Annotated in this window: 14 protein-coding genes; 4 read left to right on the top strand and 10 right to left on the bottom strand. The window is 48.1% G+C overall.

The features are described from left to right. Positions 1 to 30 precede the first annotated feature (30 nt). Together DWY79_RS12700 and DWY79_RS12695 are read right to left on the bottom strand one after the other, a co-directional pair. Positions 31 to 315: an HU family DNA-binding protein gene (locus DWY79_RS12700; RefSeq protein ID WP_005856836.1), complete on the bottom strand. Its 285-nt coding sequence runs from the start codon at positions 313 to 315 to the stop codon at positions 31 to 33. A 182-nt stretch (positions 316 to 497) separates the two neighbouring features. Next, complete coding sequence (locus tag DWY79_RS12695; protein ID WP_022192159.1) at positions 498 to 1,334, bottom strand: hypothetical protein; 837 nt, start codon at positions 1,332 to 1,334, stop codon at positions 498 to 500. 100 nt (positions 1,335 to 1,434) lie between these two features. Between DWY79_RS12695 and murB the strand changes: the two genes are divergently transcribed. The 4 genes from murB (at position 1,435) to DWY79_RS12675 (ending at position 6,812) form a co-directional block, all read left to right on the top strand. Beyond that, positions 1,435 to 2,448, top strand: coding sequence for a UDP-N-acetylmuramate dehydrogenase (gene murB / locus DWY79_RS12690; RefSeq protein WP_087342749.1), 1,014 nt, complete (start codon positions 1,435 to 1,437; stop codon positions 2,446 to 2,448). Then, on the top strand, positions 2,448 to 3,203 hold the full coding sequence (locus DWY79_RS12685) for an MBL fold metallo-hydrolase (protein ID WP_087342746.1): 756 nt from the start codon (positions 2,448 to 2,450) through the stop codon (positions 3,201 to 3,203). Before murB ends, DWY79_RS12685 begins: the two co-directional genes overlap by 1 nt. Positions 3,204 to 3,320: 117 nt before the next feature. Beyond that, positions 3,321 to 5,699, top strand: coding sequence for an SLBB domain-containing protein (locus DWY79_RS12680; protein WP_122369438.1), 2,379 nt, complete (start codon positions 3,321 to 3,323; stop codon positions 5,697 to 5,699). Between the two features lie 6 nt (positions 5,700 to 5,705). Further along, positions 5,706 to 6,812 (top strand): Wzz/FepE/Etk N-terminal domain-containing protein, encoded by a 1,107-nt coding sequence (locus tag DWY79_RS12675; RefSeq protein ID WP_122369437.1) that lies wholly within the window; start codon positions 5,706 to 5,708, stop codon positions 6,810 to 6,812. Here the strand turns inward: DWY79_RS12675 and DWY79_RS12670 are convergent. The 8 genes from DWY79_RS12670 to menB all read right to left on the bottom strand — a co-directional run bounded on the left by DWY79_RS12670 (position 6,809) and on the right by menB (position 17,576). Further along, the gene (locus DWY79_RS12670; protein WP_232428600.1) at positions 6,809 to 7,666 is read right to left on the bottom strand and encodes a hypothetical protein; all 858 of its coding nucleotides are present in this window, start codon (positions 7,664 to 7,666) and stop codon (positions 6,809 to 6,811) included. The genes DWY79_RS12675 and DWY79_RS12670 overlap by 4 nt on opposite strands. Before the next feature lie 20 nt (positions 7,667 to 7,686). Then, positions 7,687 to 8,325 carry an endonuclease III gene (gene nth, locus DWY79_RS12665; RefSeq protein ID WP_036611104.1) on the bottom strand — a complete coding sequence of 213 codons (639 nt, stop codon included), beginning with the start codon at positions 8,323 to 8,325 and terminating at the stop codon, positions 7,687 to 7,689. 168 nt (positions 8,326 to 8,493) lie between these two features. After that, the gene (locus DWY79_RS12660; protein ID WP_122369436.1) at positions 8,494 to 11,007 is read right to left on the bottom strand and encodes a beta-N-acetylglucosaminidase domain-containing protein; all 2,514 of its coding nucleotides are present in this window, start codon (positions 11,005 to 11,007) and stop codon (positions 8,494 to 8,496) included. Between the two features lie 101 nt (positions 11,008 to 11,108). Next, a complete protein-coding gene (locus tag DWY79_RS12655) occupies positions 11,109 to 12,692 on the bottom strand; it encodes a DUF3857 domain-containing protein (RefSeq protein WP_122369435.1) in 1,584 nt (527 codons plus the stop codon). Between the two features lie 13 nt (positions 12,693 to 12,705). Next, on the bottom strand, positions 12,706 to 14,667 hold the full coding sequence (locus DWY79_RS12650; RefSeq protein ID WP_122369434.1) for a DUF3857 and transglutaminase domain-containing protein: 1,962 nt from the start codon (positions 14,665 to 14,667) through the stop codon (positions 12,706 to 12,708). Positions 14,668 to 14,669: 2 nt separating this feature from the next. Continuing rightward, positions 14,670 to 15,668 (bottom strand): AMP-binding protein, encoded by a 999-nt coding sequence (locus DWY79_RS12645; RefSeq protein WP_005862237.1) that lies wholly within the window; start codon positions 15,666 to 15,668, stop codon positions 14,670 to 14,672. A gap of 3 nt (positions 15,669 to 15,671) precedes the next feature. Further along, the gene (locus DWY79_RS12640) at positions 15,672 to 16,724 is read right to left on the bottom strand and encodes an o-succinylbenzoate synthase (protein WP_122369433.1); all 1,053 of its coding nucleotides are present in this window, start codon (positions 16,722 to 16,724) and stop codon (positions 15,672 to 15,674) included. Positions 16,725 to 16,751: 27 nt separating this feature from the next. Continuing rightward, positions 16,752 to 17,576 (bottom strand): 1,4-dihydroxy-2-naphthoyl-CoA synthase, encoded by an 825-nt coding sequence (gene menB / locus DWY79_RS12635; RefSeq protein ID WP_005856861.1) that lies wholly within the window; start codon positions 17,574 to 17,576, stop codon positions 16,752 to 16,754. Position 17,577: the final 1 nt, after the last annotated feature.

The raw sequence follows: 17,577 nt of genomic DNA, 5'->3' as shown, positions 1-17,577 counted from the left end.
GATATTTTTACTACGTTTTCGGTTACTTTATTATTTCAGGTGGGCATTCATCGCCTCAAGGAGGAATTTACCCGGTTTGAATTTTACGGTCGTACGAGCGGGGATCATTACCGGAGTACCTGTTTTAGGATTTCTGGCAAGACGCTGTGTTTGCGGTCTTGGGATCAGTGTTCCAAATCCGACAAGTACGATTTCCTCATTTTCGGACATACGCTCAGTTACGATCTCGATGTAAGCATCCAATACTTTCTTTGCTTCTTGCTTTTGTAACCCGGTCTTGTCTGCTAAAGCCTCTATAAGTTCTGCTTTGTTCATAAATGCAAATTTTTTAAATTGTTAAACACTACAAATGTACACTTTGAAGCTGGTTTTATAGTTACGTTTTGCAAAGATACATTTGCATTTGAGTTTCTTATTAAACAAGGCCTACAGATGTTTGTTACATTTTTAAGAACAAAAAATGTTAATAATGTGTCAGTTTGCGAATTTCGAAACATTTATTGAATCTTGATATACCCGATTCGTGTGTACTTGATAGTACGGGATTCTATATGTTTTAAGACCTTAGCGGAAGTCAAAGTCAATTTTTCCCCTACTTGGAAAGCATGAGCGCCCGGTGGCAACGTTTGCGTGGTAAGACTACGATCTTTCGCTTTTATCCTCAATAAAAAGTAATTCCCGGCGATGTCCACGGCCGTGAGCAATTGATCTACATAGAAATATTCGGTACCACGGATAATCTGTGTCTTGTAAGAATCGTCTTCAATGCGGACTTTTGTGATTGTTAACTTTAAATCGCTCAATTTTTCTCCCGGTGTTCCTACAAAGCGGCTTACAGGCATTTTATATTTCTTACGGGTCTGTAGGTCGAGATAGATTTTACTGTAGGTCACCGCTAACTCTTTAAAACGCATCTCGCTTTTTACGTGAGGTTCATATTTATCGGCTATCCAAACGACGTATCGGGGATCGATCGTATAGATGTCATGCAAATGGTATCCTCTGTATTTACCGAAAGAAATAATATCGTCTCCATTATCGGGAGAGTCTTTGATATCTGTCGTTATAAATAAAGGTAGAAAGGAGTTGCTTACCATCTTAATCGCCTTATTCACCGAGCTGATGGCATTCAAGTCGAGATTCGCCAAATAGACCGTCGGATGATAAGTGGCCGAAGGCGTAAAGAACCAAAGCGTATAATATAAGGTCTTTGAGGTAGGCAAAAGAATGTAGTACCGCCCTTTGTCTGACGTTTTTCCTCGATTGAACGTGTTTAACTTGTCGAGGATCATCTTCTGTATTTCACCGGATAGGCCGGACGTGTTCTCATCCATACGATCAACTCTATATACAAATCTACTGAAAAAATCCGGAACTACATAATTTGCGGATGAGTTATTTATGACTACTTTTGCCCTAAAAATAAAATAGACGATGAGAATAGAGCAGAATTATTCGTTGGAGAAACACAATACGTTCCATCTTCCGGTAAAGACACGTTGGTTCATGGAGTATGAGACGGAGGAGGAGTTGCAACGAATCTTACATGATGAATACTTTCAGGAATGTTTATCCTTGCATATAGGAGGCGGGAGCAATCTATTGTTCATCAACGATTATAATGGCATTATCATCCATTCCCGAATCAAGGGGATTTCTATCTCGGCGGAAACGGACGAGTATGTATCGCTTCGTGTCGGGGCTGCGGAGATCTGGGATGATGTCGTGGCATACGCCGTATCGAAAGGTTGGGGAGGTATAGAGAATCTTTCTTTAATACCCGGTGAGGCGGGCGCTGCCGCTATCCAGAACATCGGGGCTTATGGCATGGAGATCAAGGATGTGATCGAGAGCGTGGAGGCTTATAACCAGTTGACATTCGAGAAACGGACTTTTACGAATACGGATTGTGAATATGGATATCGTAATAGTTATTTCAAGAATGAGCATCATGACCCCCACATCATAACTTATATTACGCTTCGACTATCCAAGAACCCTTGCTTTTCGGTTAATTATGGGAACTTAAAGGAGGAGTTGACGAAATATCCGGAAGTTACTTTGGAAACGATCCGTGAGGCTGTCATAACAATTCGCAGGCAGAAGCTTCCCGATCCGGAAGTATTAGGCAACGCAGGCAGTTTCTTTATGAACCCGATAATTACGGCAGAGCATTTTGAGAAATTGAAAAAGCAATTCCCGGAAATCCCGTCTTATCCCGCTTCGGAAGGAAAGATCAAGGTTCCGGCCGGTTGGTTGATCGAGCAATGTGGGTTTAAGGGTAAAAACCATGGGCCGGTAGGTGTTTACGAGAAACAAGCGTTGGTATTAGTGAATTTAGGAGATGCCCGGGGGCATGAGATCGCGTTGGTCGCGGAGAGCATCCGTACCGCCGTAAAAGATCGTTTCGGTATAGAGCTTATGCCTGAGGTTAAATATGTCGGATAATGAAAATCGTTTTTTTAGGAACAGGAACGTCTACGGGCAATCCTGAGATAGGTTGCCAATGTGAGGTATGTACTAGTAAAGACCCCCGTGATTGGCGTCTACGGGCCTCGATCTTGGTAGAGACGGAAGGGAAACGGATATTGATCGATTGTGGTCCGGACTTCCGTTGGCAAATGATAACCAATAAGATTTACCATTTTGACGCAGTTTTAGTAACTCATGAGCACTACGATCATGTAGGTGGCTTAGATGATCTACGTCCTTTTGGTCGGTATAAAGATGTGGATATTTATGCGGAAGACAATGTCGTGGAGGCGATAAAAACTCGCATTCCTTATGTGTTCCGGGAGCATAAATATCCGGGAGTACCTAATTTGGTATTGCATACGATCGGGACGAAACCGTTTGAGGCCGCCGGTGTCATGATCACTCCCATTCGTGTAATGCACGCTAAGCTGCCGATCTTAGGTTTCCGTATCGGCAATATGGCTTACTTGACCGACCTTAAATATCTTCCGGAAGAAGAGTACGCTAAGTTGGAAAACCTTGATGTATTGGTTATTGATGCCCTTCGGAAAGGAGAGCATCAATCGCATGAGAGTCTGGAGGAAGCCTTAGCGAATATATCCTATATCCAGCCCAAGGAGGCCTATTTAATCCATATGAGTCATCGCATAGGGTTGCATGCGGTCATTGAAAAAGAGTTGCCTCCGCATGTACATTACTCATATGATGGATTAACGGTGACTTTTTAAGTCATATATTGAAAAGATTCTTTATCTTTGCCAGCTGAAAATCTAGAGAATAGCTGCTTTTTTAAGTTAGTCGCTTATAGCAGGAGTGGTATATAATAAAAAACAATAATAGACTGTATGAATTTATCGTTTAAGAACGTACTATGCGTATGTTGCTTATTGCTGTCGGGATCTGTGTATGCACAGCTTCCGCAAGACTTGATTGACAAGGCGAAAGCCGCTGGAATGTCGGATACGCAGATCCAGCAGGAATTAGCCAAGCGTATGAAACAAGAAGGGGGATCAGTCGGATCTCAAGCTACCGCTACCGATGCGAAGGTTAGCGACCGGGTAATGCCGGTAATCGATGAAGGACAATCCTTAGAAGCTCAACGTAGAAATAATCTTCCTGCTTCAGCCATGGAGAATACCGTATTCGGGCATGAAATCTTCTCAAACAAGAACTTATCTTTTGCCCCAGATTTAAATATCCCTACACCTAAGGATTATGTGCTTTCCGCTGGTGATGAGTTATTGATTAATGTATGGGGAGATTCCGAGCTAAACTTGAAATTAAAGATCTCTCCGGACGGTACGATCCTTGTACCAAATTTAGGTCCGGTGTCGGTCAGTGGATTGACGATCGCTGGCGCTGAGACTCGTCTGCGTCAGGAGTTGAGCCAGATTATGTCTACGCTGTCTGGTTCGGGAGAGGGGAATACCTTTGTTTCCGTCAGTTTGAGCCAGATTCGTAGCATGAAGGTGAATATTGTCGGCGAGGTAGTCGCTCCCGGTACGTATACATTACCTTCATTCGCCACATTATTTAATGCGTTGTATGCCGCCGGTGGTGTGAATAAGATCGGTTCTTTGCGTAGCATCAAGGTATATCGTAATAGCAAGGAAATCGCTAATCTCGACGTATATGATTATTTATTGAACGGAAAGTACACAACGAATGTTCGTTTGGAAGAGAACGATATGATTATGGTAGGCCCGTACGACCAGTTAGCGGTGGTTCGAGGTAAGGTGAAACGTAATCGTATTTTCGAGTTGCGCAAGGGTGAGACCTTGAAGCAATTGCTGGATATGGCCGGCGGATTTACCGGCGACGCTTATACGAAGGACGTACAAGTGAAGCGTAAATCAGATAGTCGTTACCAGATCTCTACGGTTTCGGAAGATAAGTTCGCTTCTTTCGTGATGCAGGATGGCGATTCTTTGCAGGTAGATTCCGTTATTCCTTTTTATGAGAATCGTTTGGTCGTGACGGGAGCTGTATGGCGTCCGGGAGAATATGAGTTAAGTCCGTCGGTTCGTACGGTAAAGCAATTGGTAAAACAGGCCGCGGGTCTTAAGGGAGACGAGTTCGCCGGCCGTGCCTTGATTACCCGTTTGAATCCGGATTTCACGACTACGATGATCGCCGTGGATATTCGTGGTATCTTGAACGGTACCGCTCCAGATGTGGAGTTGCAAGCGGAAGACCAATTAAGCATTCCTTCCCTATTCGATTTGCGCGAACCTTATACGATCAAGGTTGGCGGAGCCGTGAATTATCCGGATACGGTGCTTCCGTATCGTCATAATTTGACAATAGAAGACGCTATCATGATGGCCGGTGGCTTAAGAGAGTCCGCTTCTTCTATTAATGTAGAGGTAGCCCGTCGTGTGAAGGATCCTAGTTCCAATCAGAATGTCAACCGGATCGCTGATGTATATAACTTCTCGTTGAGTGAGGACTTCAAGTTGAATGCGGGAGATACGATCTTTACGCTGGAGCCGTTCGATGAGGTTTATGTTCGTTTCTCCCCGGGGTATCACGAGCAACAGGTCGTGAAGGTGAACGGTGAGATCACTTTTGCCGGTAGCTATGTATTGGCTACGAAGAACGCTCGTTTGAGTGACATTGTCGCAAAAGCGGGAGGCGTTACCCCAGAGTCTTATGTAAAAGGTGCCAGCTTGAAACGTCAGTTGACAGAGGATGAATTGAAGCGCATGGAAACCCTTCTGGCTTTAAGTGGGGCGAATAAGCAAAGCCGGGATTCTATCGGTGTAGCGTTGATGAATGTGAAGGACTATTCCGTAGGTATTGATTTAGAGAAAGCGTTGGCTAATCCGGGCAGTATCGATGATGTCGTGCTTCGTGATGGTGATGAACTTTATATTCCGCAGTTGCAAAGTACGGTGAAGATGAGTGGAGCCGTGACTTATCCGAACAGCGTGACTTATACGAAAGGTATGTCGGTTACGGATTGCTTGTCTCAAGCCGGTGGTTATAATGATATCGCACGTAAGTATCCGATCGTAATATATATGAGTGGTAAGGTCGCTACGACGAAGCGCACCGCTATATTCTTCAAGCGTTATCCGAAAGTGGAGCCGGGCTGCGAGATCGTGGTTCCGACGAAGACACAACGTGAGCGCCGAAGCTTGGCTGAGATAATGACTATTGGTAGCTCCGCTACTTCTATGGCCGCGATGATTACTTCTATTGTTAATATGGTTAAAAAATAATCAGGCATGGATACGATAAACGAGATAAAGGCACAAGAGTTACCCGAGGAGCAGGAGATCGATTTAATCGAACTGGCGCAAAAGCTGTGGAAAGAGCGTAAGTTCTTATTGAAAGGCTGTGGCATTGCGGTGGTAGTAGGTTTGATTGTAGCTTTCAGTATTCCCAAGGAATATACGACTACGGTGAAATTGGCGCCTGAGACACAGGATGCGGCAAAAAAATCTAGCCTTGGCGGTTTGGCCGCTATGGCTGGGATTAATCTGAATACCGCTGCCGGCGCGGACGCTATCTCTCCGGATTTGTATCCGGATGTAGTGCAGAGTACTCCGTTCCTGTTGGATTTGTTTCCGGTAGAGGTTACCGATAAGAAAAAGGAGTTAAGCACTACATTATATGATTATATGAGTGAACACCAACGCAAGGCTTGGTGGGGATATATCGTCTCCGCTCCATTCAAGGCCTTGGGTGCGGTAATGAGTTTATTCTCCGGTGATGAGGAAGAATCTGAGGGCTTGAATCCTTATCACTTGACAAAGGAGCAGGAAGAGGTGGTAAAGGCATTGCAGGAGCGGGTTTCTGTTTCCGTGGACAAGAAGACCTTAGTTATCACGGCTTCCGTACAGATGCAGGACCCGGTTATTTCCGCTGAGATGACAAAGGTTGTTTTGGAAAACCTCCAGAATTATATTACGAATTATCGTACGCAGAAAGTAAAGCAAGATTTGGAATTTACCCAGAAGGTATTTGGCGAGTCACGTGACGCTTATTATAAAGCGCAACGTGCGTACGCCGCTTTCGAGGATGCCAACCGTAATATTATCTCTTCCAGCTACCGTACGGAGCAGGAGCGTTTGAAGAATGAGATGACCCTTACGTTTAATGTTTACAATACGTTGGCGCAGAAGTTGGAGCAAGATAAATTGCGTGTGCAGGAAGAAACTCCGGTGTATACCGTAATCGAGCCGGCTACCGTACCTTTGAAAGCATCTTCTCCTAAGAAGGCACTTATCTTGGTCGGTTTTGTCTTCCTCGCTTTATTCGGATGTATCGGATATTTATTCGTAAAAGATATGTTTGTGTCAGCATTCAAGAAAGAAGGGACTGAAGCTTAATTCCCGCAAACCGTAAAATAGACCACGGCCTCGTCATGACTGACTTGTGCCGTGGTTTTTATTTGTGGGAATAGCCGATTGATCCGAGTAGTTATCGTATCGCATAAGTTGGGGTAAAAGTTCTCCAAGGTTTCCTCATAGGGTTGCTCATTGAAGCAGCAAAGGCTTCCTTCATTATAGAATAAATCCATTGCCAACCATTGATTTTTCATTTTCCACTCCGTCGAGTCATTCATTTGAACCTGTAAATCTAAAGAGGCGCTTTGGATGAAGAGATTCATCGCGCCACTCTTGCCTTTTTTACTAATTAGATCAGCTAATTCCGGAATGATCTGTGCGGGGTACGTCTGTTGCTTTTTCGCTGTCTCTACCAATAATTTTCGATTGTAGGACACCACGAATATACCCTCGTGGTAGTAACAACCTAGAAAATGCTTATCAACATCCGGATAGTATCTAACAGGAACGGAAGCTTCCTCTCGTTGCTGGGCAGGAAAAGTGAAAGAAGCGTCCAGTTGCTTGAAAATACGCTCTGCCGTATGACTATCCATAGGGGCGTACAAGATATCCCCTTGTGGATAATAAGCGATCAAGAAAGACGATAAATCCGGATTTTGCTGTATTAAAGAGAGGAAAATAGCGGGCGTATGATCCGAGAACGCCTTGCGTATATTCTCCATGGGTAATATCATCTTCTCGAATACAGGAGGACGATTGATAGCAAAAATTGCTGTGGGGGTCGGGATGACCAAGCTATAGGGATCTACCGTGGCGACAAATTGCTCGTCGCTCATATTCTTGTAAAAGTACCTCACGCAAACGATCGTAGCCAAAAACAAGACAATGAATGCCATTATGTCTTTCTTGCCGATCCTCATGTTTGCTTTAGGAAGTATTTACACCAAGGCTTTAATCCGCATTCCTCACATTTCGGTTTCCGGGCGAGGCAAACATATCTTCCATGCAATATCAACCAGTGATGGGCGATGGGGATCAATTCTTCCGGAATGTTCTTCACCAACTCCTTTTCCGTTTCCAAAGGTGTCTTGCTATTATTGGTCAAGCCGATCCGGTTGGAGACACGGAATACGTGCGTATCTACCGCCATGGCTGGCTTGTCATATACAACGGATGCGATTACGTTCGCAGTTTTTCTTCCTACACCCGGAAGTTTCTGTAGCTCGTCAATATCGGAGGGAACCACGCCTTTGAAGTCCTCTATCAGCATCTTCGCCATACCTACCAGATGTTTAGCCTTATTGTTCGGGTAAGATACGCTTCGTATGTATTCAAAGACGACTTCCGGTGTGCTAGCTGCCATTACCTCGGGAGTAGGGAAAGCCTCGAACAGGGCAGGAGTGATCATATTCACTCGCTTATCCGTGCATTGTGCGGATAGGATTACCGCTATCAATAATTGATATGGATCGTCATAATGTAGTTCAGTCTCGGCTACCGGTACGTTTTCCTTAAACCAGTTTAATACGCCTTTATATCTTTCTTCTTTTCGCATTGTTTTTTCGGTTTCTATTTTTCGCATCCTAAAGGTATAACTTTTAAAAGGAATATACAAGCGGAGATGTGCCAAAAATAAGATACTCCCGAATTGTACGAATAAATAAAAAAGTACCGATCTCCTTCTTCCATCTAAGAGAGAAAGAAATCGGTACTTTTTTATTTATTATTCCCTAACGATCTGGTGGATATGTATAGATTCTTTTCCTATTGTGGTGATTTCTAAAGAAGAGAAATCCTCGAACATGGTTTTATTTAATTTGATGTAGCCTACGTTCCCTTGATAGACGATGTTTTTCTCACCATCTTGAGAGAGGCCGGTGATAGATACCAAATTCTCGTTACTTCCGGAGAGGAAGAAAGATACGGCGTTGATATCATCGCATTTTATGTGAATTATTTCTCCCGGATTCAAGTTCTTATACGTATCTAGGTTCATATCGTACATCATAAGAGCCTCATTGATTTGCGGGTCTTGTTTGGTTGTCGCCGTGAATCCTAGTACATATAGCTCCATTGGCTGATCCGAGTTATTTCGCATACGGATATAACGGGCTTTCGGATCGATGGTGCGGATCGTATCCTTAGCGTTTTCCGTGGAGACATGGGGGATTAGGCTCCAGCTCTTTCCGTCAGCAGACCACTCGAATACCCGTCCGGGTTGGTTGCTTTTCGGAAGATTGAAACAGAAGGATTCCGCTTCTTTCTGGATTTCCCAGCCGATACCCAGATATTGATTAGGCTGTACTTTGACTACCTCGAATAGGGGGACGTAACCGACCGTATTATCACCCTCGGCACAAGGCTGGCTCTTCAATTGGTCGATATTCGTGAATATGGAAGGGATGCTAACCTTCACCTCGTCCGGGGCGATACCGTCCGTAGATAGCAGGTTACGACCTGTCTGACGATATAAGTCTACGATGAAAGGGTGTAAGACTTTCGATCCGACTTTCACGCCTTTAGGCTGTGCCTTCTGGTTCAGCGTGCGGTTTATCAGTTTCATGCTATCTAGCAAGGCAGATGTTTCCAGATAGCGTTGCCATGTATAAGACCGGTCTTTCTCATACCAAGCGTGCGCCATATGCAGAGCACTTGTACCGGCTTTTCCTAAGAACTCGAATTGGATAAGCCATGGATTGATTTGTTCGATCAAGCGTTTATTGGGACTTTGGCTGTAGATCATGCTTGGGGAAGCCGTGATTTGAGCGAATAAGGTTCCCAGAAGATTTGCGCTTTGCTCCGGGAACGTGTTTTTCTTATATCCGGTAAGGAATGTCTGGATAGGAGCCACATAGTTAGCAGACTCTTCCCGGCGGTATTGATGTCCGTTCGGACCCGGATCGCAGTTATGCTCGCAGAAAATGCGGAAAGCCATGGAGGCCTCCGGCATAATAAAGTCGCAAGCGTCTTTCCATGCCTGTGTAGGATCGTAATTCTTGATATTCCAAGTGTACATTCCAACGCCGAATATAGCGACCTTGGAAGCCTCGGCATATTCCATAGGATTGGATACGAATCCGGTCATGGTGCCGGCGGCTTGCGTATCTAGGCCGTAGGCGGCTCCCATCAACAAATGATCTTGGCAATAATCGCTTACGGGGAAGTTCCACCAGATATAGGCGGGACGACGGATACGGTTGTTTACCCATTCGACGCCTTCTTTCGTGATATCGGCTACGACACGGTCTCCGGTCCACATGATTTGGATAGCGGGGTCGAGTTGGGTACCGAGGATATCCAGATAATCGGTCTTAGCCCATGAGCGGTTGTATTCGGTAGGGCACATGATCAGGGGCTGCACGTCATTTTTCTTGCTGATAAATTCCTTATGGATGTAATTCAATAAGCCGGCTTGCTTTTCCGGGCGGGCTCCCTCTCCGGATATATCATCGAAGAAAACGGCGAAAGAGCGTACGCCCAAATCGTACATTTTCTCGAATTTGGAAAGGATGTTCATGCTATCTGTCAGGTTCCATTGAATGTCTTGTCCCGGGTGGATGGCCCAAACGAAGTTTACTTTGTTATGGGAGGCCTCTTTCGCTAGTTCCTTGATATGCTCGGCTTCCTCGGCGGGATAAGGTTTGCGCCAGTTGGGGGAGCTGTGATAAGGATCATCTTTCGGACCATAGATATAGGTGTTCAGCTTGATCCTTCCGTAAAAGCGGATTTGCTCGATACGGTCGGCGTGGCTCCAAGGCTGTCCGTAGAATCCTTCCACGGTACCCCGGAATAATACGTCCGGATAGTCTTTGATCGAGCAGAGAGGCAGGATCTTTTTACCCTCGTCATATTTAGCTAATTGCTTGAGGGTTTGGGCGGCGTAAAACAAGGAATTATCGTCTACGATCCCGATCGTGATACCTTTTTTAGTGATCGTCAGCGTATAGGCACCCGAGCGTTGCATTTCCGGAGTTTTGTCTTTTAGTTTCTTGATCTCTAAAGGGAGAGATTTGCCGGATTTAGCGAAAGGTAGCGCTTCTTTAAGTAGTTTGACCGCATCTGCGTCCGGATTATTTATACCCCGTAGGGTATATCCATGGGGCGGTGTGTATGTTTGGCTGGAAATAGTCACCTCTTGGGGCTCGGGGAAGATTCCTAGGGATAGCTTTTGGCTATGCGTTAGGTTACAAACGCCTAGAAGGAGCATGGTGGCGAGTAAATACTTTAGTGTCTTCATATACGATATGATTTAATGTTAACGTTCGTAAATGTATGAAATAATTAAACACGGAGCACACGGAATACACAGATTTGTTCCGTGCCCTCCGTATTTAGATCTTATAGGGAGAATAGCAATACCCGGTTATCCGGATTTGTCCATTCATGGATCAAGCTACGCACGTCGCTATATTCGGCGGGAGTGAACTGTTGCTTGTCCAACTCGATCGTACGTACTACCTCGATCGTATTTCCTCTTGGTGTGATCGTGCGGGTTACTTTACCAAAAGGCTTGCTTATCACTTGCTCTTTTGTGGAGGTCTGCAACTTCATGCCCTCGGCGGGAGTAACCGTGTAGGTTACCTCTTCCTTGATCAGGGAGGGGAGTTCGAATAAGTTGGAACGCTTGCTGTTCAAGGCGCTCATGCCCCAGCTATCGATACCGGCGGAGATGGCTGGCAATGCGCAGATGGCGAAACCGTCTTTTGCTTGATCGGCGGAGATGGCCACGGATCTACTTTCCTTAATCTGAATAGGTGTGGTCTCAATCTCAATGGAAGTTCCGGAGAGGGAGACTACCTTATCTAGTCCGCCACGATTTGTCAGTGGGGAGGCGGATAGGTATTGGTCTTTCCCATCGACAGTGGCTTTTACGGCTAGAGTCTGGATGGCAGCTAGCCCGCAAGCGTCCGTATCGAGATGGCCGGGATAGACGGCGAGGACTTCCGACGGGATTCCGGCGGCATTCAACATCACGTTCAAGAGCTGTGCGATCTCTAGCGGCGTACCGTAGGCACTGCGGAGAACGGTGTCGATGTCACGGACGGTATAGCCGGTCATCGCCATGGGGATAGGACAGGTACTGAGATTGTTGAGTATATGGTCTCGGATGATGTTCACCTTCTCTTGTTCGTTACCGCTTTTATCGGTAAGGAATTGGGCGAAGGTTTTGCTCTCGTATCCCTGCGATTCCTTTAAGCGCTTATCCAAAGTGGCTAAGGCCGCTTTACCTGAAGGATAGGTAGAGGCTACCAAGTGGGGTGAAGCCTCACGGTTCTTTGGTTTGAAAGCCTCACGGGAGGAAGCGGGAATGTTCCGTAGTGTCCAGTGTACCTCCTTTATACCGTCATGGCTCTCCTCCACGGCTTTTACGGGGGAGCCGTACAGACCGCAAGCCAAGGGGGTCCCTTCCGGTACGGAGATAGAGACCTTGCATTCCTTCACGGGAGAAGTCTCTTGTAGTCGCTCGTTGATATCCAGAGCCGGATAGTAGCCCGGTTTTGTGATAATAGAGTAATCCAAGTAAATCGTGGCCCCAAGTTCTAGGCCAGTGTGTACCACGACCATTTCCTTGAGTTGGTTATAGGCCGGAGCGTCGGCGGCGAAACGGGGTAGGACCTCTACAAAGGCGTTATCGGGTGTCTTTACGATCGTACCGTCTTTCTGCCTCGTATAGGATGAGTGGATCTTCAGTGTTTGGAAATCGGGATTGTAGACGATAAAACTCTCGCCATACGTGCTATTCATCGCAGTGTGCGTGAAGAGCGTCAACTCTATGGAGGATCGATATTCTTGGCTACCGTCGGCATGCAAGGTCCAAGCTTTTGATACCTTCCCGTACTCAGCCTCCGATGCGGCGAATGAAGTAACCGTCATCGCTAACAAGCCTAGGAGAAGAATCAGTTTATAGGTTATCTTAATCATTGTCTTTCTGTTTTTATTTCTTGATAATCAAATAGTCACCATAACTCTTATAAGCGTTCACGGCGGAGCAGAAGCCTTTCCAGTCGGCTGCGTCGTAGACACGCTTCTTCAACGCTAGCTTCTGGCGCAAGACGATGTTCTGATTGCCTTCCTGCGAAAGGGAACCTTCGAAATCGGCCGCATTGCTTTGCAGGACGTCATTCTTCGGGGCGTTCAAGAGGGTATAGCCCTTGGGGAGGCGGATGGTCTCATCTTGTTCTACCAAACGGGAGCAAGCATCCTTGAATCCATACGCACGGTTTTCCGGTTTCGTATCGATACGCAAGAAACTCTTCACTTGATTGTAGAGGTTATTCATGACTAGCGGTTTGATAAGCATCTGGTCTCCGGCGATAATCGCGTAATCGGGGATCTCATAAGAGAACGTGATCTTGATAGGGGCCGCTTGATAGTTCTTCGGGTCCTTACCGTAATCTACACGAAGCAGTTTGGCGTTGGGGGATACGGCCAGCAATTGCTTCTCCATCGTGTTCTGCCAGTCGGATTGCCATCCGGTGGTGAAGATGCGGCGGATATTGCTGTCGGACTGTCCCTCGGCGGTGATCGTGAATTGTCCGCGGAGCGTGCCTTTCTCGTCTAGGCGGTTGTCGGCGTGGATGCGGACGTAGTGGTTCTCCGGGGCGGAGACAGGGGTTAAGCGGAGGTCGGAGCCTTCGGGCACACCCGGGAGGTAGTTCTGCTGTTGCTCGGCGCTACTCCATAATTCCCGGCAGAAAGGAACCCAAGTCGGGTCGAGAGGCATATACGTACCGCTCGCCAGTTTTACCACCGCCACGCAATGGTTGAAATGGTCGGCGGGGATACTTTCTACACGGCTTCCCGCCATTGTCATCGCCGGGTAAGCCTCGAAGCCGGCCATGCGGAGGAAGGCGATCAACGTACCGGCGATATCCTTGCAGACACCGCAACGATCGGTATAATTCATTTTCAGGTTGTGAAGCGTGAAACCCTCGCCTTTACCCATCGAGATTCCGGAGTAACGGATGTTATCGGCCACCCAGTGGGTCAGCACGGCTATCTTCTCCATTTCCGTTTTCTTGCCTTTGATCAGCTCGTCTACCTTTTTCTGGGCTTCCGGGATCGCAGTAAAGCTTCCGTAATCCTCGTTAACCTTATTGAACCAAAGGGATTTATCCTCCCAGCGGGGAGTACTGGACATCATGAGCTTCGGGGCAGCGTCGAATAGGTCTACCATGTTCGGTTCCTTGGCGAAAGGAAGGATATCGTCGGAGGCGAAGGTATATACTTTCCGTCCGTCCTCGTATCGCATCGAAGAGGTACATTCGCCTTGGTAGAACTGGAATTGCAACTCTTTCTCCATCGGCATGGATACCCGGTACACCTTGCGCACGGTAGGCTCGGTAGCCCAGAAGGGGACGATATCGTAAAACTGTCCTCGCATAGGAGGGATGAAACGCTCGTCGTCGTCACCCGCCGTCAGCAAGGCGTAGGTGAAACCTTTCTTGGCGATCTCGTACTCCACGATATCTCCCGGTTGCAAGCGGCCCACTTCCAGCATGATCTGCCGGGCGCCCCAGTAGATGGCACGTGCGGGGGCGGCGTAGTCGCAAGCTTGGGTTACGTCAAGATTGATCACGTCGCCGTTCGCACGGTAGATCGTGGCGTAACGAAACTCGGCGTGCGCCGTCAGCGGGTCGTAATCGTATTTGATGATACGGTTGGCGACGGCTCCTTTGGAAGTCTGTACCTTAAAAGCCTTGCATACGGCGAAAGCCCCCGAGCCGGTAGGTTGTACCGTAACGGCGGTGCTATCCAGCAAGGTGACGCAGTCGTATCCTGCATAGGCTTGCGATTTCTCCAAGGTAGGATCTTGCGGGTATCGGCAAGAATCCTGCCCGTACATAGGCGATAAGGCCAATAGGGAGACCGCGGTGATTGTTAGAATTCTTTTCATGTTTATAGTGTTTTTGTAATGATATTTCTCGCTAGCTCCCGGCAGGCGGCACGGTCGATCTTGCCGCTTCCGGTTTGGGGGATCTCGCTTACCTTTATGATGTGCCTCGGACGGAGGTACTTGGGCAGGCTGGCGAGAACCTCTGTTAGCATCTCACCTCGTAGGTTTGAGGCAAGCAGTAGCACGACCGCCTCTCCCAACCGAGGGTCGGGGGCGGCGGTGATGGCATAGGGGCGGTCGAGGTAGGGCCGTAGCCGCTCTTCCACCTCCTCGATCTGGATCTTGATACCTCCGCTATTGATAATATTATCTTTCCTTCCGATAATGGCGAAACTCCCGTCCGGCAGCAGGCGGGCGACATCGTTCGTCACCAGCCGCTCGTCGCAAACCAATGGGGCGTCTATCACCAAGGTATTCTCCGGTGACAAGGATAACGTCACTGAGGGGAAGGGATGGTAATAGGGCGAGGCTTCCGGCCCGTTCAGCCGGCGCAGGGCGATGTGGGACAGCGTCTCCGTCATTCCGTAGGTGGAATAAACCGTGTTTGGCATCTGCCGTATCTCCTGTTCCAAGGCCGCGTCAATCGCCCCGCCGCCGATAATCAGGATATCCGTTTGCTCCAGCCGCTTACGTTCCTCGGGTACTCGCAACGTATTGTAAACCTGCAAAGGAATCATGGCGGCAAAGCGCAGGGGCGTATCCCCCCAATCCGCCAACGGGTGTCCGGAGGGTTCGCACACCTCCAGATCCAGTCCGGCGTATAGGGAGCGGACCACCATCATCTTTCCGGCTATATAGCGTAGGGGCATACATAACAAGGCCTTGTCGCCCTTCTTAAGCCCCAGATAATCGCAGGTAAGCCGGGCGCTGTTCAGCATCCGGTCCTTGCGTACTCGCATCCGCTTGGGCGTACCGGTGGAGCCAGAGGTCTGGACTTCCAGAAAAGGGGAGGGATCGTGCCATTCAGCTAAGAATGCCTGTAAATCTTCTTGTATCGGCATAGGTCAAAGGTCGTTGGTGAACCAGATGGTGTCTCCTTTTCGTTGGATCAACTTATGTTTATCGTCCTTGAAAATCTCGCCGGTTCCCAGACCTTGCGGTAGCGGGTTACCTAGCGTGGCGCACCATTGGGCGATAGCGTTCAGTCCGATTTGCGATTCCAGAGCGGAGGTGACCCACCATTTAGGTTGTTCAGGGGTACTCCCTAAGATAGTTTCCGCTAAGTGAACCCATTCCGTGCATCCGGCGATACCTCCGTGGAGGGAAGGCTTTAATATAATGTATTGGGGGTGGATCGTTTCCAACAACCGCTGTTTCTCGTCCGGGGCGTTACAGCCAATCAGTTCCTCGTCGAGAGCGATGGGAAGGGGTGATTCTGCCGCAAGGCGTGCCATCTCTTCCAACTGCCCGGCACGGATAGGCTGCTCGATGGAATGCAAGTCCATCTCGGCGAGCCGCTTCAGTTTGTCCATCGCCTCCGAGGGGAGGAAAGCGCCGTTGGCGTCTACCCGAAGCTCTATTTCCTTGGCAGAGAAATGCGCACGGATGTGTTTCAATAAAGAGAGTTCCCGGTCGAAATTGATAGCGCCGATCTTCAGCTTGACGCAGCGAAAGCCCTCCTTCATCTTTTCCTCTACCTGTTTCAGCATGTACTTATAATCGCCCATCCAGATCAGTCCGTTAATGGGGATACCCGTCTTGCCTTGAGAGAAGGGCGTGTCATAATGCCGCCAACCGCCCTGTTCATAATGGCGCATGGCCGTCTCCAGCCCGAAAAGGATGGATGGGTAATGGCGCAAAGATTCGGTGTCAACATATCCCTTCTGTTCCAGATCGAGGCAAGCCTTGGATAACGTGATCTCGTAATCCACTCCATAATCGCAACTGAGATCCGGCAGGGGGGCACATTCTCCGATACCAATAACCGAGGGTTCGTCTTCCTTGCGGATTCGGACCTCCCACAATTTCCGGGTCGTGTAAACACCCCGTGAGGTTCCTGCCGGTCGCTTGAAAGTCAAGCACCGGGGAACCACCTCTATCTGATAATATCTTCTCATAACTGTCACTTGCCAACTGTCCACTCCCTACGGGAATTTCGGGTAATCCTCGAAGCGGGGACGGCGTTTCTCCAAGAATGCCTTACCGCCTTCCTGCGCCTCGTCCGTCATATAGTAAAGCATGGTAGCGTCTCCGGCCAACTCCTGTATACCGGCCTGTCCGTCCAACTCGGCGTTTAAGCCCGCCTTGATCATGCGCAAAGCCAACGGGCTAAGCAACATCATCTCCTCGGCCCATTGAACGTACTCGTCCTCTAATTTATCCAAGGGGACTACCTTATTTACCAGACCCATATCCAAAGCCTCCTGCGCATTGTACTTGCGGCATAGGAACCAGATCTCACGGGCCTTTTTCTGTCCGACCACACGGGCGAGGTAAGAAGAGCCGAACCCGGCGTCGAAGCTACCCACACGAGGACCAGTCTGTCCGAAGATAGCGTTCTCGGAAGCGATCGTAAGGTCGCAAACCACGTGCAATACGTGTCCGCCGCCGATAGCGAAACCATTCACGGCCGCGATGACGGGTTTCGGGAGAGAGCGGATCTGCTTTTGTACGTCCAATACGTTCAAGCGAGGTACGCCGTCTTTACCCACGTAGCCGCCACGTCCTTTCACGTTCATATCGCCTCCCGCGCAAAAGGCCGTATCTCCGGCTCCTGTCAGAACGACTACGTTAATGTCCGGGCGTTCCCGGCAGATGTAAAAGGCGTCGCTCATCTCCGTGGTCGTAGTCGGGGTAAAAGCGTTGCGATACCGTTCCCGGTTGATTGTAATGCGGGCGATGCCGTTGTAGAAATCAAATAAGATCTCCTCATATTCCTTGATGGTTGTCCATTCTCTTTTCGTTTCCATA

It is taken from the genome of Parabacteroides sp. AF27-14 (assembly GCF_003635425.1).
In the GTDB taxonomy this organism is placed as follows: domain Bacteria; phylum Bacteroidota; class Bacteroidia; order Bacteroidales; family Tannerellaceae; genus Parabacteroides; species Parabacteroides distasonis.
This window is presented reverse-complemented; position numbering and strand designations above follow the sequence as displayed.

Excerpts from the sequence above, each read along its gene's own strand:
- DWY79_RS12700 (WP_005856836.1), bottom strand. The coding sequence starts at position 315 with ATGAACAAAGCAGAACTTATAGAGGCTTTAGCAGACAAGACCGGGTTA.
- DWY79_RS12695 (WP_022192159.1), bottom strand. The coding sequence starts at position 1,334 with ATGGATGAGAACACGTCCGGCCTATCCGGTGAAATACAGAAGATGATC.
- murB (WP_087342749.1), top strand. The coding sequence starts at position 1,435 with ATGAGAATAGAGCAGAATTATTCGTTGGAGAAACACAATACGTTCCAT.
- DWY79_RS12685 (WP_087342746.1), top strand. The coding sequence starts at position 2,448 with ATGAAAATCGTTTTTTTAGGAACAGGAACGTCTACGGGCAATCCTGAG.
- DWY79_RS12680 (WP_122369438.1), top strand. The coding sequence starts at position 3,321 with ATGAATTTATCGTTTAAGAACGTACTATGCGTATGTTGCTTATTGCTG.
- DWY79_RS12675 (WP_122369437.1), top strand. The coding sequence starts at position 5,706 with ATGGATACGATAAACGAGATAAAGGCACAAGAGTTACCCGAGGAGCAG.
- DWY79_RS12670 (WP_232428600.1), bottom strand. The coding sequence starts at position 7,666 with ATGGCATTCATTGTCTTGTTTTTGGCTACGATCGTTTGCGTGAGGTAC.
- nth (WP_036611104.1), bottom strand. The coding sequence starts at position 8,325 with ATGCGAAAAGAAGAAAGATATAAAGGCGTATTAAACTGGTTTAAGGAA.
- DWY79_RS12660 (WP_122369436.1), bottom strand. The coding sequence starts at position 11,007 with ATGAAGACACTAAAGTATTTACTCGCCACCATGCTCCTTCTAGGCGTT.
- DWY79_RS12655 (WP_122369435.1), bottom strand. The coding sequence starts at position 12,692 with ATGATTAAGATAACCTATAAACTGATTCTTCTCCTAGGCTTGTTAGCG.
- DWY79_RS12650 (WP_122369434.1), bottom strand. The coding sequence starts at position 14,667 with ATGAAAAGAATTCTAACAATCACCGCGGTCTCCCTATTGGCCTTATCG.
- DWY79_RS12645 (WP_005862237.1), bottom strand. The coding sequence starts at position 15,668 with ATGCCGATACAAGAAGATTTACAGGCATTCTTAGCTGAATGGCACGAT.
- DWY79_RS12640 (WP_122369433.1), bottom strand. The coding sequence starts at position 16,724 with ATGAGAAGATATTATCAGATAGAGGTGGTTCCCCGGTGCTTGACTTTC.
- menB (WP_005856861.1), bottom strand. The coding sequence starts at position 17,576 with ATGGAAACGAAAAGAGAATGGACAACCATCAAGGAATATGAGGAGATC.